The sequence below is a fragment of the Wolbachia endosymbiont (group A) of Trypoxylon clavicerum genome, from assembly GCF_947251665.1.
GTDB lineage: Bacteria > Pseudomonadota > Alphaproteobacteria > Rickettsiales > Anaplasmataceae > Wolbachia > Wolbachia pipientis.
The window spans coordinates 1-21,241 of sequence record NZ_OX366374.1; the positions used below are offsets into that span (position 1 = coordinate 1).

Sequence of the window (21,241 nt, forward strand, 5' to 3'; positions counted from 1 at the left end):
TGTCCACAGAGCCTAGGGATTGTAAAGCTTCTAATATAAAAGCAACAACAAGAATCATTTATTAATTCTAAAACCACAGATCAGTCTACTATGCTGCCAAGGAAGGACATTTATCAGCTGTAGAGTTTCTCATAGAAAAAGGAGCAAGAATTGATATTAAAAATTCCAATAATAGATCACCATTGGAACTTGCAAATGATGGAGGACATGAAGAAGTTGAAAGTTTACTAAGAAATGAATTACTTCTTGATGCTGTCAAGAGAAAAGACCGCAGTGGAGTAGAAGCTCAACTTGATAAAGGGGCTAATGTTAATTATGTACGTCGAGAAGATGGCTGTGCACCATGCTGTCAGTTATAACCATGAAAATCTTGAGTTTGTGAAGTTCTTAATAGGGAAAGAAAAGGTGAAATTATTTAGCACCAAAGATTAAAAAAGATATAGTAAATGGGAGGCAGCCAAGAAATTTGAAATTAGTTGATTTGAGAGAAATACCGGTGTTGTGGAGTGAGCAGATGGAAAAATTGTAAGGAATGGCGTCTTAATTTACAAAAGTAACAGAAAGAGTACGTGCCAGAAGGAGCTGATACGAAGGGCCATTCCAAAAGATGTTGAGGAAGTCAAGATTGATGTAAAAAAGCAAATCAATGTTATAAAAGCTGACACTCAATTATGCAAAAATATCAATATAAATGACGAAGATTTTAGCATGCTAGATACGACAATGGCAGAAAATGTATCGAATTTTAGCTGCACATTTTAATAATAGATCTGGGGAAAAATTCTATAGAAATCGAAAAATGCAACGTACAATACTCTAAATCCCAGCATACAACTCGAGAAAGTAGTACATGTGGACTAATCTACAGCTTCCTTTGAACCTGAAAGCGTACTTGAAAATTCATAAGTGCTAAGTAAATTCTTTTTTAACCATCTAAATAAACTTCCTCCATCATTGCTGTGTAACAAGTCATATACGGAGCTATGATCCACTTACAAGTAGTGACTTATGTTGGTGAGATTCTATCTTTAACTCGTCCATACTACACCTTGGTAAGCTTGAATAGCATTTTGCCAAGATTTTATTACTATTAAACAGTGGTTCAAAATGATCATGTCCCTTATTTACTATATGTAAGACATTATTGTCATCATAATCTATCCTATTATACTCACCTGTACTTCTTGATCCTAAACTATCTATTAGTTGATGCAAGGATGGATCTTGTTGTTCATCAGTAGCATGTAATGGATTACTCTCTACAACATGCAATTTTACACCATACTTTCCGCAAAGTATTCTACCTTCAACCTCAGGATCACCCCATCTATTGTTATTTAGAATATTTTTTGCATAAAAATCTGGAGTTTCCCTACGCACCACGCCATTATTATCATGACTGTTAGTAATAGCATTTATGAACCATTCTGGTGGGTTATTTCGTGCAAACTCTTTACAATATTGTCGCAATTGCTCAACAGTAGCTTTTATCCCTAATTGTTGTTCTAGTTCTTGTCTAAACGAATCAAAAAAACAGTTTCCATCTTCAATTGCTTGTCCTAAATAGAAATTATCAGGTATGTTTGATTTTTGTTCTTTATCACCTTGTTTTTCTGCTTTTTCAATAACTCCTTTCTCTAAACCAAAAATCTTACTCCAGTTATATTTACCTTCTAACCCCAATTTTTTACTTTCCTTTTCTGCTGCTTTAGCTAAGTCTGTTTTAGAAATATCCCCTTTTTCTTCACAGAATCTAGATAAAGTTTTAAAGATTTCTACCAGGTGAGTTTTTATGTCAAAATTCTTCTCCTTTTTTACAATATTAGACTCAATATAGCGTAAATCCTGTAATAGTTGTTGCTTTTCATTTACAGTTTGAGCAGCTGAACTAACTGTTTCGGAATATTGACAAAGTTTTCCTGATCTAGTAAAGAAACCTCGTTCTATGGCTTGATCAACTGGTAACCCCCCTAGTAAGCAATTCTTACCTATTTTTTCGTTACAATTTTTTAATTCCTCCAGTAAATCTTGATCGTTCACCTCTACTCTTATTAGATCTTTATTTTGTGTATCAGGATATAACCTGACCTCTAGTTCCCCCTGAATGGTATAGAAAGTTAATACTATATCACCACCTTCTGTAAGATCTGTGTAATTCCTTACACCATCTTTTGTGATAATCTCTACTTCACTATTACCGATCTTTACTATATTTCTTCCACACTTTACATCTCCATGGGTTAGCCCTAAATCCCTTGTTCCATCTGTAATTTGTGCAACATCTATTGTACTGTCCTCTGAATATTCTAAGTAAAAAGTAGCGTTATCCATTTTTGCACGATTTAACTTGCCGTTGGTCGCATTTTTTGCGATTTTCAGGAATTTCTGAGTACAATTAACATACTTTTCATGAGCTTTTATCATATTAGCTTTGTGATCTTTAAATTCTAATTCCAGTTCGCCAATTACATCTATACTGTTTTTAGTATAGCACGCTGCTCCCCACGATACCAACTTACATACTATATCACTTGCAACTTTAGGATTCTTTTCTAATCTACTAATTTCTTTTATTACATAATCTGTAAAGTTGTACTTTTCACCTTGAGAAGATTTTTTAGCGAAATTTAACATTACTCCGAAATCTATAGCTCTATCTACAACTTTTTCCAGTTGATCCATACTTTCAACTTGAGATATGTCATTTAAAAATCCACCTAGCACTATCTGTTGGTTTGGGATACTCCATAAAGTCCTAGGTGGAAGCAAACACTTTTTCTTCTTATTGCACATATTTGCATCTTTTTTAGGATCAGTTGCTCCTGCCTTTAGAAGTAAATCCACTGCTTCTTTGCAAGTAGCTCTAGCATAACTAAGTACTTTTGACATACCTACTCTATCCTGAACAATGAAAATCATTTTGAGATCCTGACTATTCTTATGTTTATCCAGAAACTTGCCTAAATTTTCAATAGCCTGACGATTAAAAACTTCACCTATAACATGAGGTTTTTTATAATCTTCAGGCGAGAGTATACCTAAAAGTATATCATACAGCTCTTTACTCAACTTTTTCTGATTGTCAGTTAAGAAGCATTCTAAAATGTGGCAGTTATTATTATCAATAGCAGTTTGTAATGGGGTTTTTCGTTTATTGTCCCGTATGTTAGGATCAGCTTTTCCCTCCAAGAGTAGATTTATAGTGAGATACCTATAGTTACTATCAGCAGCATAATGTAAAGGTGTTTTCCCTTCATTGCTTTCTATATTAGGATCAGCCCCTGCTTGTAGAAGTAAATTGACTAAAGTAGGACCGCTCTGATCATCATTGAGTCTTGAAGCAGCATGCAATAACGTTAATCCTGACTCTCCCCTTTTAAGGTTAAGAACAACTTTTAAATCTTGATCGTCCTTGTTATTTTTTAAAAAATTTTCAAGTTTTTTAGTATCGTACTCATGAAGATAAGAACCTATACCCTTAAGAGTTTTTAGTAATTCTTTATTTAACTTTTTTTGATTCTCGTTCAAATTTGTTGTATGAGCAAGCCATATACACACCAGCTCCTCAAATGAACATTGACCATCAACTAGAGATCTACCTCCATTTAATTCAGATGGAACCCATAAATATTTTTTAATTAACTCGTACTCTTCATCCAATAGTTTGTCTGTTTCTGACCACTCTTGTCCAGGACTTAATTTCTCTTCTAGCTTTTTGCTCGCTTGTTTACTTTGCCCGTTGATAGCTTCAGCAATAACCATATTTTCCTCCTAGCTTGATATATTATGTACAATATATAATATGAGTCAAGCTGATTTTAATATAATATTTTTATTATTTTGCAATTTTTGAGTTTTTGTAGTAAGTTCAGGTGTTTACATAAACTTTCTTTTAACCTAATAAAGATGCCTGATAGGATAGTAAACTTGCAACCTTGATTCAGAGTGTTAAGCAATCAACATAGCAGAATTTATAGTCTCTTTCCTTCCACATCAACTTCAACTTGACACTTCTATAAAATTCTCCGACATTGATTTTGAACTTACTACACGGATTTTTTTGCCTGCCCATCTGTAATCCACTACTCAATAAAGCCGATCTGGTTACAAAATGAAGTAGTCAATATAACACTATCAACCAATTCTAACTATAAACCTTGTATCTTGAAAAAAGCATCTAATGTTTTAAGCTTAAGCATTAGTTGGAGAAGGGAGGAACTCTGATATAAACCTTAGATATAAAATCTGTTTTGCAGATAAGAGCTCCCTCTCAAAAGTATAGGCTGGACGGCGTCTTAGAAAGACCTAAATGGTTCTAATTCTGTATTAACAAGGTTAGCCTTACTTTTCATTTTTAATGGTAACGTATGGGGTTATATATGATCAACAACTTTCTTGGCATAGATGTATCAAAAGATCGCTTTGATGTTTTTCTCTCATTTATAAGTAAAAAAGGAAAACGTGAAACTAGGAAAAGGAGCTTTAAGAACGATGATCATGGGTTTCAAGGTTTACTGAGCTTTCTACAAAAACATAATGTAGAACAAGTAAAAGCCTGCATGGAAGCTACCGGTTGTTATAGTGAAGCTTTGGCTGAATTTCTACACAATACTGGACATTTTGTTAGTGTTGTAAATCCTTATTGCATAAAATCCTACGCAAGAAGTAAGCTTACACGGCAAAAAAATGATCAGACTGATGCAGAAATTATTGCTGATTGTTGCCAAAGACAGGAACCTACTCGTTGGACACCACCTTCTCCTGAACTGAAAAAATTAAAACATCTTTATCGTTGCTCGGTTGCGTTAAAAGATGAATTGATATTAGTAAATAACCACTTAGAAAAAAAAGAGAGACTGCCCAAAGAAGTTGCAAATGCTTGGGAAGACCTTGCAATGAATATAGCTCAAAAAATAGAAACAATAAAAAACTCCGTACGTGAACTATTAAAGCAACACAAAGAGTTGTTGGAAAATTTTCAACTTCTACTGACTATTCCAGGAATAGGAGAGGAATCAGCAGTAGCTATTTTAGCTGAGGTTCCTGACATAGAAGTTTTTAGAAATGCCAGACAATTGGCAGCATATGCAGGAGTTATACCGAGAAATATAACATCAGGTTCATCTGTATATGCCAAACCCAGATTAAGTAAATCCGGTTCACAACCATTACGTAAGGCACTTTTCTTTCCTGCCATAGTAGCTAAGAATCACAATCCTATTATTATGAGCTTTTGCCAGAGATTAAAGAAAAAGGGTAAGCATAATATGGCCATAGTTGGGTCTGCAATGCGTAAGTTACTTCATATTGTTTTTGGTATTTTAAGATCAAAAAAGGCTTTTGATCCTGACCATATCAAAAACTACAGGGCCAGGAGGTTAACTGAAGGTTTAGTACTTTAAAATCAAAAAATGCTTCCTTTCTATCTTATGTAAAATGGCATCTTACACAAATTCATTGAATGTAATTGGTATGTTGATAAGTAAATTAGTTTTATATATACAAGACAGCAGAAATTTACTTATCAACATAACTATAATCTGTATCCGCTATACAGGATGTGAGTTGGAAGTATTTTTTAGTTTTACAATACAGCCTAGGCTCTGTGGACAAAAAATATGAAAAGAGAGAAAAAGATGGTAGTTTAGCCTAATAGGTAAAAAATGGAGAAACTACCATATGCAATATTACATCAAAGAGGAAAATTGGAAACAAATTTTAGAGTTCATAAAAAGCGTAAAAGGAATGCACAGCAAAGATGAAAAACGTTTAAGAATATTCATAGAGGCAGTGTGGTACATAGTGCGAAGTGGTTGCCAATGGAGACTTTTACCAAAAACTTATGGTAATTACAGGAGTATACATAAGCGATTTAAAAGATGGTGTGAAAGAGATGTCTGGAAAAAATTGCTTGAATATACTAAACAAGAGCCTGATTTAGAAGTTGCTATAATCGACGGTACGATCATCCGAGCCCATCCATGTTCATCTGGATATACAAAAAACTCCAAGGATCAAGAAGCTTTAGGGAGGAGCAAAGGTGGCTTTACAACTAAAATACATGCACTTGTCGATGCACTTGGAAATCCACTTAAATTTACTCTGACTCCTGGTCAAAGAAATGAAATTACGCAGGCACAAGTGTTGACCGAAAGTATCTATAACTCTACTGTAGTAGCTGACAAGGGCTACGATAGCAATGCCTTTGTTACAAGTCTTGAAGACAAGGGATGTACAGTAGTTATTCCGCCAAAACGGAATCGAAAAGTGCAAAGGTATTACGATGAGCATATCTACAAAGAACGTCATTTGATTGAGTGTTTTTTTGGTAAAATTAAAAATTTTAGGCGCATTTTTTCCAGATTTGATAAAACTGCTGAGGTTTTTATTGGTTTTCTCAATTTTGTTGGAGCTCTTGTATGGCTTCTCTAAAATTTTGTCCACAGAGCCTAGGCTCTGTGGACAAAAAATATGAAAAGAGAGAAAAAGATGGTAGTTTAGCCTAATAGGTAAAAAATGGAGAAACTACCATATGCAATATTACATCAAAGAGGAAAATTGGAAACAAATTTTAGAGTTCATAAAAAGCGTAAAAGGAATGCACAGCAAAGATGAAAAACGTTTAAGAATATTCATAGAGGCAGTGTGGTACATAGTGCGAAGTGGTTGCCAATGGAGACTTTTACCAAAAACTTATGGTAATTACAGGAGTATACATAAGCGATTTAAAAGATGGTGTGAAAGAGATGTCTGGAAAAAATTGCTTGAATATACTAAACAAGAGCCTGATTTAGAAGTTGCTATAATCGACGGTACGATCATTCGAGCCCATCCATGTTCATCTGGATATACAAAAAACTCCAAGGATCAAGAAGCTTTAGGGAGGAGCAAAGGTGGCTTTACAACTAAAATACATGCGCTTGTCGATGCACTTGGAAATCCACTTAAATTTACTCTGACTCCTGGTCAAAGAAATGAAATTACGCAGGCACAAGTGTTGACCGAAAGTATCTATAACTCTACTGTAGTAGCTGACAAGGGCTACGATAGCAATGCCTTTGTTACAAGTCTTGAAGACAAGGGATGTACAGTAGTTATTCCGCCAAAACGGAATCGAAAAGTGCAAAGGTATTACGATGAGCATATCTACAAAGAACGTCATTTGATTGAGTGTTTTTTTGGTAAAATTAAAAATTTTAGGCGCATTTTTTCCAGATTTGATAAAACTGCTGAGGTTTTTATTGGTTTTCTCAATTTTGTTGGAGCTCTTGTATGGCTTCTCTAAAATTTTGTCCACAGAGCCTAGGCAATGAGACAATTTTTATAATTTTTTTGTTGACTGACAAGACGGCGTCTGCTATTTATGACAGACAATTAAACTCTCAATAATCCCTTTTATCTATAAGGAAAGTCGTCCACAGTGTCAATTCCTAAGTTATCTTTTATGCGTAGAACATTACTAACTGCTATAAGGGTATTTGGGACATTTTGTGCTGGTGCTGGCGCTTGATCATTAAATACGGCATACGAGAAAACCATTTTATCTCCATCAGTAATGCGATCAAACCCTCTACTCTGCAGATAACCCTCCACCTGTTCATCTGCTTCTTCTTCTCTATTTTGTACGTCTGCTTCAGTGGCAGCAAACTTTAGCTCTGTTCCAATCGGATGAGTACCTCCCATCCTTCCTATAGCTCGTGACAATACTAAGTCTAACTTTCCTCCTCCTCCAACCTGAAATTCACTAACTACCCTAGCAGGATTATCGCAAGTGTAAAATAATCCATGCAATGCAGCATGAAACCCAGCTTCTCTAGCATTATCTCTGTTCACTACCCATGCTAATGATTGGAGTCCTGCATTATTTGGCTGGGGTGGATTTAGCACGTTGGAAATTGCTTGGTAAAACCGTTCATGACTGTCTGGATCTTCATTTTCCCAGCCAGTATTCATCATTACATTTGCAGCGCGATGCACATTACTAACGCCACCTATTCGTAAAAGCTCACCTTGAAAAGGCTGATTACCTCTATCAAGCAGGTAGTCAGCAGGCGAGTCAAATGTTTCTACATTAACAGTTAAACCAAGATTATCATTTACTCCTCTTGTCCTTCTATTTATGGTCAAATTACACACCACTTCATGTACCATAGCATTCGGCCAACGCGATAGATCCAATCCATTGTCCGGAAAAAGTTGATTAGCCAATACGTGGCGAACATGAAATACGATCACCTCCTCCTTCTGGTCTCTACCTCGTGATACATGCAAAACCATAGTCAAAGCACGATCTCCAATATTTACTTGTGTATTGTATCTTTGCTCATCTAACATTTTTGCATTACCGTCATAGTGAAACAAGTGCTTATCTACTATTGCACGATTTCCTTCTATTGGCACAGTTCCTTTTGCAAATGCAATACTTGCGAAAGCAAATCCACTTGTATAGAGAAATATTCTTCTATCTCTAGCGTTAACACCACCCCTATTCCTAATACCTGGTACAGCAGGTACACCAAAGGCTGGATGGAGTAGATAATCCCTAACATTTTCTCCAATCTCCTCATCCTCTACAGGTTCAAATAATCTTTCCATTAAAGAAGAACCTTTTGCTAAAAAAGCCCTCACACCAAGCTGTAAACGTCCTGGGTTACCAAAATCGAAATTCACTCCAGCGCAGACAGCTCTTGGTGATAATGTTGGAATAGATATGGATGAAACGGGACATCCATTAACATAATTTCCAGCCTGCTCTAATGCACGGCCAGCATTCCTATCTGCTCTTCTGCCTGCCTTAAGTTCAGTTACACAGGGAACAGAATTAATTAACCTCTGTGTACCACGTACAATAGAAGTAATATCTGCATATCCACCACCTACAAACAGCTCAAGGTAAATATTGGCTACATTGCGATATCTAAAATGCATCAAAACACCGGAAACAAAACCATGATAGTCAGACTCTCTACCATAGAAGTCCAATGCCTGACTATATCTATCGTAGACACCAATAATATGCTGAAACACTTCCTCAGTAGTGTCGTGTACATCATCTGCATCATCACTTTCTAGCTGATTCATCAAATCCGGTAAATAATTATTTTGCAGCCCAGGTGTTCTGGTAATCTCTTGAAAACTATGTCTACGAGTTAAATAAGATGCATGATTTCCAGTAAACGGCCCTTGTCCTGCCTGAAATATCCTACATCTTACTGCTTCCTCTTCTTCATCTTCACCTTGATTATCCGCCCATATAAATGTTTTATACTCTTGCCATTCAAGCTCTTCATCTCGCAGGATACCTTCCAGCTGCTCCCTTTCCTGCTGGCTAAACCTAGAACCGTAGCTATTCTCTCTGTCAGCAATAGTATAGCACCTTACAACTCTTCTGTTATTTCCATCAGTTGTTAGAATTGCAACCTTTAGATTTCCCCTTCCAGGACTACCTGGATCATTATCAAAACGAAAGAAGATTCTTTCATCATTGTTTGCAACACCAGAATCATGTGCAGTAGCAAACATGCCAAAAAAGAACGCAGGAAAAAAGTGATCTTTGCCAACTGAATGCAGAAAAGATGGACATGAATCCAAGAAATATTCAAACTTTTCCGTGAATTCTCCACAATTTCCATTTATTAAACTTCTAACTAACCCATGCATAAAATACTCCTACTTATTGCGACCAGAAAAACTACTAACTTCAGTGCTTCCTAGTGTAGACTGTGGGTCACCAGCTCCACCAAAATCACCTCTTCCGTTAGGCACGGATACCGTATCTAATTCAGCAAACAACTTTTCTGCTAATTTACCATAGTCTATATTTTTTCTCATACCATCCCTACCAACCATTTTTAGGTTATCAACAACAGATTTTTTAAAATACATAAAACTTTCAACTGCACAAAACTCTTTGGCAAACTGTAGTACCTTTAACACCTCTTCCTTTTTTGTACAACCAAGTTGCCAATCGACAATCAATCCTGCAAGCGCACGCTTAATCGGAACCCTTCCATTAGAAAAAAATACCGCAGCTTTTTCCTCACGCCCCTCATGATTATTGAAATTACCACACTTTATAAGGTTCATTATAGCTTCCCTAGCTTGAATAGTTGACTCAGAATTTTCGAGCATCATGTCCGAAAGTGAGGAGAGAAGAAGAGTATAACTCCTAGGCTCTGTGGACAAAATTTTAGAGAAGCCATACAAGAGCTCCAACAAAATTGAGAAAACCAATAAAAACCTCAGCAGTTTTATCAAATCTGGAAAAAATGCGCCTAAAATTTTTAATTTTACCAAAAAAACACTCAATCAAATGACGTTCTTTGTAGATATGCTCATCGTAATACCTTTGCACTTTTCGATTCCGTTTTGGCGGAATAACTACTGTACATCCCTTGTCTTCAAGACTTGTAACAAAGGCATTGCTATCGTAGCCCTTGTCAGCTACTACAGTAGAGTTATAGATACTTTCGGTCAACACTTGTGCCTGCGTAATTTCATTTCTTTGACCAGGAGTCAGAGTAAATTTAAGTGGATTTCCAAGTGCATCGACAAGCGCATGTATTTTAGTTGTAAAGCCACCTTTGCTCCTCCCTAAAGCTTCTTGATCCTTGGAGTTTTTTGTATATCCAGATGAACATGGATGGGCTCGAATGATCGTACCGTCGATTATAGCAACTTCTAAATCAGGCTCTTGTTTAGTATATTCAAGCAATTTTTTCCAGACATCTCTTTCACACCATCTTTTAAATCGCTTATGTATACTCCTGTAATTACCATAAGTTTTTGGTAAAAGTCTCCATTGGCAACCACTTCGCACTATGTACCACACTGCCTCTATGAATATTCTTAAACGTTTTTCATCTTTGCTGTGCATTCCTTTTACGCTTTTTATGAACTCTAAAATTTGTTTCCAATTTTCCTCTTTGATGTAATATTGCATATGGTAGTTTCTCCATTTTTTACCTATTAGGCTAAACTACCATCTTTTTCTCTCTTTTCATATTTTTTGTCCACAGAGCCTAGAAACTTTGCAATTCCACTAACTATAGCTAACCCAAGAAAGGTTTCCCTACGTCATACCGCCGCGGTATCTCAGCATAGATTCCGCTAACGAGTAGCGGAATGACGAATTTGTTGTTTTTCAAATTGTAGGTAAACCTAAGCCACTTTAGCTATACTTGTAGAGAAAAAAGAATAGATGATGATCCTAAATATTTAATAAATTTGACTACTGAGGAATTTCAAAAATCTCAATTTTTTATTAATTGTGATATGGTACATTCTATCTTCATATAGCTTTCCTCTTCATACCTCAACTAATGAAATCAGAAGCATCAACTCCCTTTTGCAAGCAAGCAGCAATAACAGTGTTCATCATTAGAAATGCAATGGTCATTGGGCCAACGCCCCCGGGTACTGGGGTCATAGCTTTGGCTTTCCCTTTTATTCCTTCAAAGTCAACATCACCTACAAGCTCTCCTACGTTAACGCTATTTATGCCAACGTCGATCACTATTGCATCTTTCTTTATCCAGTCTGCTTGAACAAAATTTGGCTTTCCTACTGCTGCAACTACTATATCCGCTTTAGAGCAATATTCAGCTAAATCTTTACTCTGTGAGTGCAAGATGGTAACAGTGCAGTTTTCTTGCAACAATAGATGAAACATTGGTTTACCTACGATATTTGACCTGCCAATCACAACTGCGTTTTTACCAGAGAGGTTTTCTTCAATTGATTTAATTAAATGCAAAGAACCTTTAGAAGTGCAAGGTATAAGGCAATTTTTTTCACCTTTAACTAATTTGCCAACGTTCTCATCATGGAAGCCATCTACATCTTTTTCAATACTCACTGCATTAATTACTCTGCTTGCACTAATGTGATTTGGTAAAGGCAACTGTACTAAAATTCCATGTACAGATTGATCTTCATTGAATTCATTAATTTTTCCAATTAACTCATCTTCTGAAATATTATCAGGCAAAACAATAGTTTCAGAACTTATGCCTATTGATTCTGCTTTTCTTTGTTTATTACGAACGTAGACCTGACTTGCTGGATTGCTACCAACGAGAATTACTTTTAGGCAAGGAAAAATATTATGCTCCCTCTTTAGAACATGAATCTTTTGTGATAGCCTCTCACACAGGTCGTTTGCTATTTTTTTACCATCAATAATAATTGTCACTTCCTTGCCACTCCTTAAAGTTGGGTAATTTGATATCAAATAAATCCAATACTTTGCCAACAGAATGATTAATAATATCATCCAACGATTTCGGGTTAATATAAAAAGCTGGCACCGGTGGAGTAATAATTGCTCCCATCTCCGTTAATTTTAACATATTTTGTAAATGCCCAAGATGTAGTGGTGACTCTCGCACCATAAGAATTAATTTTCTTCTTTCTTTTAACGTTACATCTGCAGCTCTTGTTAGTAGATTGGAAGTGACACCTGATGCGATTTCAGACATTGTCTTCATAGAGCATGGTGCTACAATCATTCCTGAGGTTTTAAATGAGCCGCTTGCTATTTTTTCTCCTATTTTTTCTTCAGAATAGTAAAAATCTGCAAGTGATATAATATCTTCAAGTTTTTCTTTAATCTCATGAGCTAGAGTTGTTTTTCCAGCACGACTTATCACTAAATGAGTTTCATAACCAGGTTTGGTGTCATTTGAGTAGCTGACATTGGAATCTATACACTTTTTCTGGATGGAAGTAGTCAAGCTACTTGGATGACCGATGGATTGTACAAGAGATTTGTTAATATTTCTTAACGCCTCTAAAATACGTACACCGTAAATAGAACCAGATGCTCCACTTATTCCAATTACAATTCTGCTATTCACTTAACTCTTCTTCGCAACTCATTCCCAATGCACGTTTATAGGTATCAAGCAATATTTCCTGTTCCTCTCTGTCATCATCATCCATCTTCCTCAGCCTAATAATTTGTTTCATCACTTTTATATCCCAACCTTCATCTGCGGCTTTTGCATATACATCACGAATGTGATCTTGCACATCCCTCTTTTCTTGTTCAAGTTTTTCGATTCTCTCTATGTAACCCTTCAATTCTTCAGTCGTTATTTTTACTGTATCTTCCATGAAACTCCACTAATTAATTGCTGCTACTAATATTACCAGTTTTTACTTGCACTTCAACAACAGTAATAATATTTTTATCTTTTTTTAAAATCTTAAAGCGAAAACCATACATGGAAAACTCCTCGCCTTCGTCAGGAATGCGCTCTATTTCATTCACAATCATACCTGCTAGAGTTGTAGCTTCTTCATCAGGGAGATTCCAGTATAACTGCCTGTTAATGTCCCTAATAGTAGATTTTCCTTCTATGTGATACATATTATCAGATATTTTCTTTATAAAATTCTCCGTAATCAAATCATGTTCATCCGAAATTTCTCCAACTATTTCTTCCAGTATATCCTCAAGAGTTACAATTCCCTGCAGTGCTCCATACTCATCAATAACAAATGCAAGGTGTTTCCTGTTCTTACGGAAGTTGTGAAGTTGCACGCTGAGCGGTGTACTTTCTGGTATGAACCAAGGCCTTGACATAACTTGGGTAATGTCAACTTCTTCCGCTTTATTATTCTTTTCACGCAAAGCATTTATTAGAGCTTTCACGTGAATTACACCTACAATGTTATCTGGTTCCTTCTGCCATAAAGGTACTCTACTGTGACTGCTGGTTAAAATCTCTCTTATTAACTCTTCTTTATTCCGATCTATATCAAGAGAAAATAGGTTTCTTCTATGGGTCATAATTTGTGATATCTCTGTCTCAGCCAAATCAAGTATGCTGCTTAGCATATCTAAATCCTGTTGCAACATAGTTCCTTCACTGCGGTGAAGAGTAATCATATTACGCATTGCATCCGCTGCAGATATCACTTCCTTATCTTTATGCAGCCCACATAATTTGAGGATGAGGTTAACAATAAATTGAATACCTAGTGTCAATGGAGAAAAAATCTTTACAAAAAACAATACAAAATAAGCAGAAAATGATGCAAATTTTTCAGGATTTTGAATAGCATAAGTTTTTGGTAGAACTTCGCAGAACAATAAAATACAAAATGTCATTATAATTGTTGATAGGAGAATGCCCTCATTTCCAAAAAGATTGATAAATATTGCTGTAAATAAAGCAGAGCAAGTAATATTAATAATTGTATTGCCGAGCAATACTGTTCCTATTGTCAATTCTTTCCTATTTAATAAGCGGTCTATTATCTTGGCTCTTTTGTTACCGTCTAGCTTTAGCTTATTAACTCGAGAACGGCTAATTGAGGTTAAGCCTATTTCTGCTCCTGAGAACAAAAACGATAAAACTAACAAAACAAAAATTGCTGATGACACCAAGACCAATAACCAATCCATTAAAGTACGATGTTATTGTGATAAAAAATAAAATTAATTTTACATGTTATGAGAGGCATTTGCAAGCCTGAATTTATATTGCCGAATTGTTATATATCTTTAATCTTAAAAAACAAATCATAAAGCATATTATACGCTGCGTTCACATGCTCATCCTCAATGATAAGTGGTGGGGTTACCCTTACTACTTTGTTGTTTAAAACCCTAGTTATTATTAAACCTTTATCAAGAGATCGACTAATAATTTTATCAGCTACAGGAGTTGCTAGTTCTATTCCCATTAGTAACCCTTCTCCACGAACTTCTAAAATCATCTCAGGAAATTCTTTAGCTAAAAGCAACAGCTTTTCTTTTAAATATTTACTAATTCTTTTAACATGATCAAAAAAGCCTTCTTTTAGCATTATATCGAGCACTGCATTACCAACAGTCATGGCAAGTGGATTGCCACCATAGGTTGATCCATGAGTTCCTGGAGTAATTGCTTCTGCTATGTAATCTTTCACTAAACATGCAGCTACAGGAAAACCGTTACCCATAGCCTTCGCACAGGTTAGCATATCAGGTTCAATGCCGACATTTTGATAATGAAATAAAGAACCGATGCGTCCATATCCGCACTGCACTTCATCAAAGCACAAAATTATTCCTTGAGCTTTTGTTATTTCCCTTACTTTTTGAAGATATTCTACGTCTAGTGGATATACTCCGCCTTCGCTTTGTATGGGCTCTAAAAACACAGCAGCTATTTCATTATTGATTTTTTCTTCTAATGCTTTAGTGTCATTTCTTGGCACTTTATCAAAACCAGAAAGAAGCGGAGCAAAACCTTCGCGTGATTTTTCATTACCTCCAGCAGAAATTGCAGCAATACTGCGGCCATGAAACCCTCCTTCAATTGTAACAATACGATTACGTTTTGCTTGCCCTTTTGAATAAAAGTAACGACGAATAAACTTAATTGCAGCTTCTGTTGCTTCAAGTCCACTTGAGCAGAAAAAAACTTTATCTGCAAAAGTAAGGGTTGTTAAACGGTCAGCAAGCCTTTCTTGCTCGGGAATAGTGAAAATGTTAGAGCAGTGCCATAATGAACTCGATTGCTCTTTCAGCTTATCTGTAATGTATGGATGACAATGCCCTAAAGAAGTTGTAGAAATACCTGCAGCAAAATCTAAATATTTTTTACCATCTTTATCAAAAAGATATGCCCCTTCTCCCCTGACTATAGGAGTGTCAAGTCTATTATACGCATTAACAACATGATCCATTTTATAAGTATTGTGGTATTATCTATACTATACCTGAAATGAATCCATTAACACAAAGCTTTTCCTTTAACCTCTTATGCTACTTCAACTAAAAATTTGGCTAATGCAAACCTTTTTTGTCATTCTATAGCTAAAGTGACTTGGTTTTACCAACACTTATTAGCCATTGTAAAAGTTTTTGTTTCTATTGAATGATAGTTGTAGCCTATGCAAGAAGTTTATTGACTTTGAGCGCACTTTAGCCTATACAATTTTAATATCTTAAACTACTGGACATGCCCGATCTAAAGACAATGATGTTAAATTTTGGACCTCAGCACCCAGCTGCACATGGAGTGTTGCGTCTTGTTTTAGAGATGGATGGTGAAGTGATCGAGAGGGCAGATCCCCATATTGGGCTTTTGCACCGCGGTACTGAAAAATTAATAGAACATAAAACGTATCTTCAAGCTTTGCCTTATTTTGATCGCCTTGATTACGTATCACCAATGTCACAAGAGCATGCATATTCACTTTGTGTGGAGAAATTGTTGCAATGTGAAGTGCCAATTAGGGCAAAGTATTTACGTGTCTTGTTTTGTGAACTGACGAGGATACTAAATCATTTACTGAACGTTTCTTCTCAAGCACTTGATGTTGGAGCAATGACCCCTCTTTTATGGCTCTTTGAAGAAAGAGAAAAAATACTGGAATTTTACGAAAGAGCTTCAGGTGCAAGGTTTCACGCAGCTTACATCAGGCCAGGTGGAATTGCAGCAGATGTTCCAGAAGGTTTGATTGAGGATATTGCAAAGTTTATAGAGCAATTTCCAAAGTATATAGACGATGTTGATGAACTTTTAACAGAAAATAGGATATGGAAGCAACGCACTGTAGGAATTAGTGAAATATCAATTAAACAGGCACTTGATTGGGGCTTTAGTGGCCCAATGTTGCGCGCTGCTGGGCTTGCTTGGGATTTGCGAAAAAGCCAGCCATATGAGATATATGATCAACTAGATTTTGATATACCGATCGGCCAAAATGGCGACTGTTATGACCGTTATCTAGTTAGAATGGCAGAGATTAGGCAATCTATCAGTTTGGTGAAGCAGTGCATAGAGAAAATGCCTGAAGGGCCAATAAAAACTGAAGATAGAAAAATTTCTCCACCGTCAAGAGCAGAGATGAAAAAATCTATGGAAGCTCTGATTCACCATTTTAAGCTCTATTCAGAAGGATATCACGTACCAGAAGGTGAGGCTTACGCAGTTGTTGAGGCACCAAAAGGTGAGTTTGGAGTGTATATAGTTTCAGATGGTACCAATAGACCTTATAGGTGCCGAATAAGAGCACCTGGCTTTGCGCATTTACAAGCCTTAGACTTTATGGCAAAAGGACACATGCTTGCTGACGTTGCAGCAATTATTGGCTCACTCGATATAGTTTTTGGTGAGATTGATAGGTAATCATTGGTACCCGTTCAGGCAATGGCGTCATGCAAGTAGCTGACACATAACTGTACAAACATTTGTTTGCAAAGGCAGTATGTTAAGTGTTATAGCCGATTTTGCCTCAAACACAAAGGCAGTGCCTTGACTACTTGGATCCAGAAAAATTGATTGTGTACTATACAACATTTTCGATCAAAAGCGTAACCGTTCACTGTTAGACTGCATTCTGTGATTTTTAGCAAAACATGATCTTTCATTTGAGCTTCCTTCAATTTAAAATAAATACAGAAAATTGCTACCTATAGCTAAACTGACCTTACCCAGAAAAAGTGGAGAGAAAGAAAGGAGTTTTTTCGGGTAAAATAAAATTTTGGAGGATTAGAAATGGCAAGAGAATATACGGCAGAATTCAAATTGGAAGCTGTTAAGCTGGCAAATGAACAAAGAAAGGTAGGTCAACCAGTTGCAAAAGTAGCAAGAGATCTAGGCTCTGTGGACAAAAAATATGAAAAGAGAGAAAAAGATGGTAGTTTAGCCTAATAGGTAAAAAATGGAGAAACTACCATATGCAATATTACATCAAAGAGGAAAATTGGAAACAAATTTTAGAGTTCATAAAAAGCGTAAAAGGAATGCACAGCAAAGATGAAAAACGTTTAAGAATATTCATAGAGGCAGTGTGGTACATAGTGCGAAGTGGTTGCCAATGGAGACTTTTACCAAAAACTTATGGTAATTACAGGAGTATACATAAGCGATTTAAAAGATGGTGTGAAAGAGATGTCTGGAAAAAATTGCTTGAATATACTAAACAAGAGCCTGATTTAGAAGTTGCTATAATCGACGGTACGATCATCCGAGCCCATCCATGTTCATCTGGATATACAAAAAACTCCAAGGATCAAGAAGCTTTAGGGAGGAGCAAAGGTGGCTTTACAACTAAAATACATGCGCTTGTCGATGCACTTGGAAATCCACTTAAATTTACTCTGACTCCTGGTCAAAGAAATGAAATTACGCAGGCACAAGTGTTGACCGAAAGTATCTATAACTCTACTGTAGTAGCTGACAAGGGCTACGATAGCAATGCCTTTGTTACAAGTCTTGAAGACAAGGGATGTAAAGTAGTTATTCCGCCAAAACGGAATCGAAAAGTGCAAAGGTATTACGATGAGCATATCTACAAAGAACGTCATTTGATTGAGTGTTTTTTTGGTAAAATTAAAAATTTTAGGCGCATTTTTTCCAGATTTGATAAAACTGCTGAGGTTTTTATTGGTTTTCTCAATTTTGTTGGAGCTCTTGTATGGCTTCTCTAAAATTTTGTCCACAGAGCCTAGTTGTGCAAGTTCCTGAAAAGAGTCTTTATCTTGATCTTGTAATGATACGATGAATACACCATAAGACCTGCTGCGAATCAAGCGATAAAAAAAAGGAAAGGAGGGTGAATAAAATCAAGGTTAACTAAAAGGCGTGCTTAAGATTTATAATACCAGCAATAATATTGAACCTCAAGTTATATTTTTTCTGAAAATTGCGATAAACATTCGACATAATCTTAAATATCTTTATCTCTCGGATCTTATTTTCTACTCTCATTCTAAATGATGCTAACCTTCTATTATGCTCTTTCTGCTCTGGAGTTAATGGCTTTTTACGATACTTTTTATATGGAATTATAACATTGCTTTGCAATTTTTGCCAACCTTGATATCCAGAATCAGCATGTTTTATGCTATCAAGTGGTAAATATTTTTCTTGTTTCCTTATGCGAAAATCACTAATTCTACCACGGTATGACTTTGACACTGATAAAATTCTTCCTCCTTCTTCGATAATAATCTCAGTTTTCATAGTGTTGGTTCTTTTTTTTCCTGAATATGATTTCTTCCGTTTTTTACTATCTTCTGGCCTCTGTATTTGCTGTTCTGTAACATCAGCCAAAATCTTCAGTATTTTTTCTGGCGTCATACTTCTATCTTTTGTTATAGTCACTTTTTTGGCGAGTAATGGCTCTATTCTCTTAAGTAACCTACATACATTTGCGTTGTGCACATTGAATAGGCATCCTAAAAATCTATGTGTTATGTAAGTGCGATAGTACAAAATTACGCAAAACAACTTATCTTCCAGAGTTGGTAGTTTTGATCTTCTACCATGACACTTTTTCTGTTTTTCAAGTTTTTTCCATCCAGACCTCACTTTTTCTACTACTTTTTCGAACTCCTCTATACTTAAACCTGTTATATTACGAAAGTTTCTTGGGTGTTTTTTCATATTATAGTAACTAAAGCTCATTTTTTTTCCTTACTTGATCTGCTTATTCTTCTTCTACCCCTCTCACATCATTTTTTCAATCACCTTTTGCAGCAGGTCTATAGATAAAACCGAAGATAAAATGAGGGGAAAATATGAGAAAGTCAAGTACTTCTGCCACAATACGCCTTGTAAATCCTACATAATTTACTTTAACATTTATTTCAGTATTCATAACCCACCTATATTTCATAATATCATCATATAATATAAAAATACGTTATTAAATAACCGTAAATATACTAACTTGGGTAATATTAGCTACTTGTGCCACTCTATTATTTAAATTAATATTAAATCATTTATAACTAGGGAAGTTATGTCAACACCAATCACAGTTGCGTATGGCGACGGTATCGGGCCAGAAATTATGGAAGCGGTGCTGTCGATATTGCGCGAAGCAGAAGCGAAAATCTCAATAGATATTATTGAAATAGGGGAGCGTGTTTATAGTAAAGAATGGTCTCACGGAATTTCTCCAAGTGGTTGGGAATCAATTGAAAGGACAAAAATATTATTAAAATCTCCGACAACAACTCCTCAAGGTAAAGGCCACAAAAGCTTAAACGTTGCACTCAGAAAAAATCTAGGGTTGTATGCAAATATCAGACCATGCATTTCATATCATCCTGTTATAGAAAATAAATTCGATAAGTTTGATATCGTAGTGATACGTGAAAATGAAGAGGACGTTTACACCGGAATAGAGCATAGGCTCACTGGTGACTCTTACCAATGCACTAAAATTATTACTAAGTCTGGCTCAGAGAAGATATGCAGGTACGCTTTTGAATACGCGAAAAAACACAACAGAAAAAAAGTAACTTGCCTGACTAAAGATAACATCATGAAAATGACTGACGGAACTTTCCATGCCGCGTTTGATCGCATTGCAAAGGAATACCCAGATATAAAGGCAGAACATTATATAGTTGATATTGGAATGGCGCGTGTTGCAACAGAACCGGAGAATTTTGATGTTATAGTAACCGAAAACTTATATGGCGACATATTATCAGATATAGTCGCACAAACCTCTGGATCTGTGGGGCTTGCCGGAAGTAGCAACATCGGGAATGAATACGCAATGTTTGAAGCAGTGCACGGTTCTGCCCCTGATATTGCAGGAAAAAACATAGCCAATCCTTCTGGTCTTTTAAATGCTGCAGTGCATATGCTAATTTACATAGGTCAAGTGGGTACTGCAAAACTAATCTACGATGCATGGCTCAAGACTTTGGAGGATGGAATACACACTGCCGATTTATATAAGGAGAAAAGAAGTAAACAGAAAGTTGGTACCAAAGAATTTGCAGAAGCTGTTATAGATAATTTAGGAAAGAAACCTGCTGAGCTTATAATTGGCAGTGGTTCGGATAGTAAAATAAATTTGGATAGTAAAATAAATAAAGTACAAGACAATTACGAACAAGATTACAAAGTTAAAAAGCTAGTGGGTAGTGATATAACTCTCGCTTGGGACAAATCCAGTAATGTTGATCAAATAGTAGGATTATTTGAATCAAGTAATCTGCAAATGATAGCAATATACTCAAAAGGACTTGCGATTTGGCCAGGAAACTCAAAACCTTCAAGTGACCAAATAACCTGTAGGTTTATCGCAAATAATGAAAAGCAAGCTATTACAAATAGTGATGTAAATAACTTGCTAATCAAAATCGAAGAACACAATTTTGACGTGGTGAGAATGGACAAATTGTATTTGTATGATGGGAAAGAGGGGTTTTTCTCTTAATGATCGTTTGACATTCTTATGATTGTATAAAACATTTAAATAGATTATACTAGGC

17 protein-coding genes and 2 pseudogenes are annotated in these 21,241 nt (G+C 35.9%); 9 read left to right on the forward strand and 10 right to left on the reverse strand.

The annotated features are described in order from the left end of the window. Positions 1-98: 98 nt before the first annotated feature. Positions 99-359, forward strand: a pseudogene (locus OPR60_RS00005) (hypothetical protein); the annotation flags it as partial. Positions 360-409: 50 nt separating this feature from the next. After that, positions 410-529: pseudogene (locus OPR60_RS00010) on the forward strand (zinc ribbon domain-containing protein); the annotation flags it as partial. A gap of 452 nt (positions 530-981) precedes the next feature. On the opposite strand, the gene OPR60_RS00015 reads toward OPR60_RS00010, so the two are convergent. After that, complete coding sequence (locus tag OPR60_RS00015; RefSeq protein WP_264377396.1) at positions 982-3,762, reverse strand: ankyrin repeat domain-containing protein; 2,781 nt, start codon at positions 3,760-3,762, stop codon at positions 982-984. 617 nt (positions 3,763-4,379) lie between these two features. Between OPR60_RS00015 and OPR60_RS00020 the strand changes: the two genes are divergently transcribed. The 3 genes from OPR60_RS00020 (at position 4,380) to OPR60_RS00030 (ending at position 7,285) form a co-directional block, all read left to right on the forward strand. Continuing rightward, a complete protein-coding gene (locus OPR60_RS00020; RefSeq protein ID WP_265039631.1) occupies positions 4,380-5,402 on the forward strand; it encodes an IS110 family RNA-guided transposase in 1,023 nt (340 codons plus the stop codon). A gap of 277 nt (positions 5,403-5,679) precedes the next feature. Beyond that, positions 5,680-6,432, forward strand: coding sequence for an IS5 family transposase (locus tag OPR60_RS00025; protein ID WP_265039632.1), 753 nt, complete (start codon positions 5,680-5,682; stop codon positions 6,430-6,432). 100 nt (positions 6,433-6,532) lie between these two features. After that, positions 6,533-7,285 (forward strand): IS5 family transposase, encoded by a 753-nt coding sequence (locus tag OPR60_RS00030; RefSeq protein WP_265039632.1) that lies wholly within the window; start codon positions 6,533-6,535, stop codon positions 7,283-7,285. Between the two features lie 110 nt (positions 7,286-7,395). On the opposite strand, the gene OPR60_RS00035 is transcribed toward OPR60_RS00030, so the two are convergent. From OPR60_RS00035 to OPR60_RS00070, 8 genes are all read right to left on the reverse strand, one after another. After that, the gene (locus OPR60_RS00035; protein WP_191111445.1) at positions 7,396-9,660 is read right to left on the reverse strand and encodes a hypothetical protein; all 2,265 of its coding nucleotides are present in this window, start codon (positions 9,658-9,660) and stop codon (positions 7,396-7,398) included. A 9-nt stretch (positions 9,661-9,669) separates the two neighbouring features. After that, positions 9,670-10,185, reverse strand: a complete 516-nt coding sequence (locus OPR60_RS00040) for a hypothetical protein (protein WP_265039633.1) — start codon at positions 10,183-10,185, stop codon at positions 9,670-9,672. Between the two features lie 4 nt (positions 10,186-10,189). After that, positions 10,190-10,942 (reverse strand): IS5 family transposase, encoded by a 753-nt coding sequence (locus OPR60_RS00045; protein ID WP_265039632.1) that lies wholly within the window; start codon positions 10,940-10,942, stop codon positions 10,190-10,192. Positions 10,943-11,314: 372 nt separating this feature from the next. After that, positions 11,315-12,193, reverse strand: a complete 879-nt coding sequence (gene folD, locus OPR60_RS00050) for a bifunctional methylenetetrahydrofolate dehydrogenase/methenyltetrahydrofolate cyclohydrolase FolD (protein WP_265039634.1) — start codon at positions 12,191-12,193, stop codon at positions 11,315-11,317. After that, positions 12,177-12,857, reverse strand: a complete 681-nt coding sequence (locus OPR60_RS00055) for a UbiX family flavin prenyltransferase (RefSeq protein ID WP_156518053.1) — start codon at positions 12,855-12,857, stop codon at positions 12,177-12,179. The genes folD and OPR60_RS00055 overlap by 17 nt, the downstream gene beginning before the upstream one ends. Beyond that, complete coding sequence (locus tag OPR60_RS00060) at positions 12,850-13,116, reverse strand: DUF2312 domain-containing protein (protein ID WP_065095074.1); 267 nt, start codon at positions 13,114-13,116, stop codon at positions 12,850-12,852. Before OPR60_RS00060 ends, OPR60_RS00055 begins: the two co-directional genes overlap by 8 nt. A 13-nt stretch (positions 13,117-13,129) precedes the next feature. Continuing rightward, a complete protein-coding gene (locus tag OPR60_RS00065; protein ID WP_065095075.1) occupies positions 13,130-14,413 on the reverse strand; it encodes an HlyC/CorC family transporter in 1,284 nt (427 codons plus the stop codon). Between the two features lie 89 nt (positions 14,414-14,502). Beyond that, positions 14,503-15,681, reverse strand: a complete 1,179-nt coding sequence (locus OPR60_RS00070) for an aspartate aminotransferase family protein (protein WP_265039635.1) — start codon at positions 15,679-15,681, stop codon at positions 14,503-14,505. A gap of 275 nt (positions 15,682-15,956) precedes the next feature. On the opposite strand from OPR60_RS00070, the gene OPR60_RS00075 reads away from it, so the two are divergent. The 3 genes from OPR60_RS00075 (at position 15,957) to OPR60_RS00085 (ending at position 18,433) form a co-directional block, all read left to right on the forward strand. Beyond that, positions 15,957-17,129 carry an NADH-quinone oxidoreductase subunit D gene (locus tag OPR60_RS00075; protein ID WP_065095077.1) on the forward strand — a complete coding sequence of 391 codons (1,173 nt, stop codon included), beginning with the start codon at positions 15,957-15,959 and terminating at the stop codon, positions 17,127-17,129. Positions 17,130-17,498: 369 nt separating this feature from the next. Next, entirely contained in the window at positions 17,499-17,654 is a 156-nt protein-coding gene (locus OPR60_RS00080) for a hypothetical protein (protein WP_265039636.1), read from the forward strand. 26 nt (positions 17,655-17,680) lie between these two features. Beyond that, complete coding sequence (locus tag OPR60_RS00085) at positions 17,681-18,433, forward strand: IS5 family transposase (protein WP_265039637.1); 753 nt, start codon at positions 17,681-17,683, stop codon at positions 18,431-18,433. Between the two features lie 145 nt (positions 18,434-18,578). On the opposite strand, the gene OPR60_RS00090 is transcribed toward OPR60_RS00085, so the two are convergent. Beyond that, positions 18,579-19,391, reverse strand: a complete 813-nt coding sequence (locus OPR60_RS00090; RefSeq protein ID WP_406829543.1) for a transposase family protein — start codon at positions 19,389-19,391, stop codon at positions 18,579-18,581. A 358-nt stretch (positions 19,392-19,749) separates the two neighbouring features. On the opposite strand from OPR60_RS00090, the gene icd reads away from it, so the two are divergent. Continuing rightward, positions 19,750-21,186, forward strand: a complete 1,437-nt coding sequence (icd, locus tag OPR60_RS00095; protein ID WP_265039639.1) for an isocitrate dehydrogenase — start codon at positions 19,750-19,752, stop codon at positions 21,184-21,186. Positions 21,187-21,241: the final 55 nt, after the last annotated feature.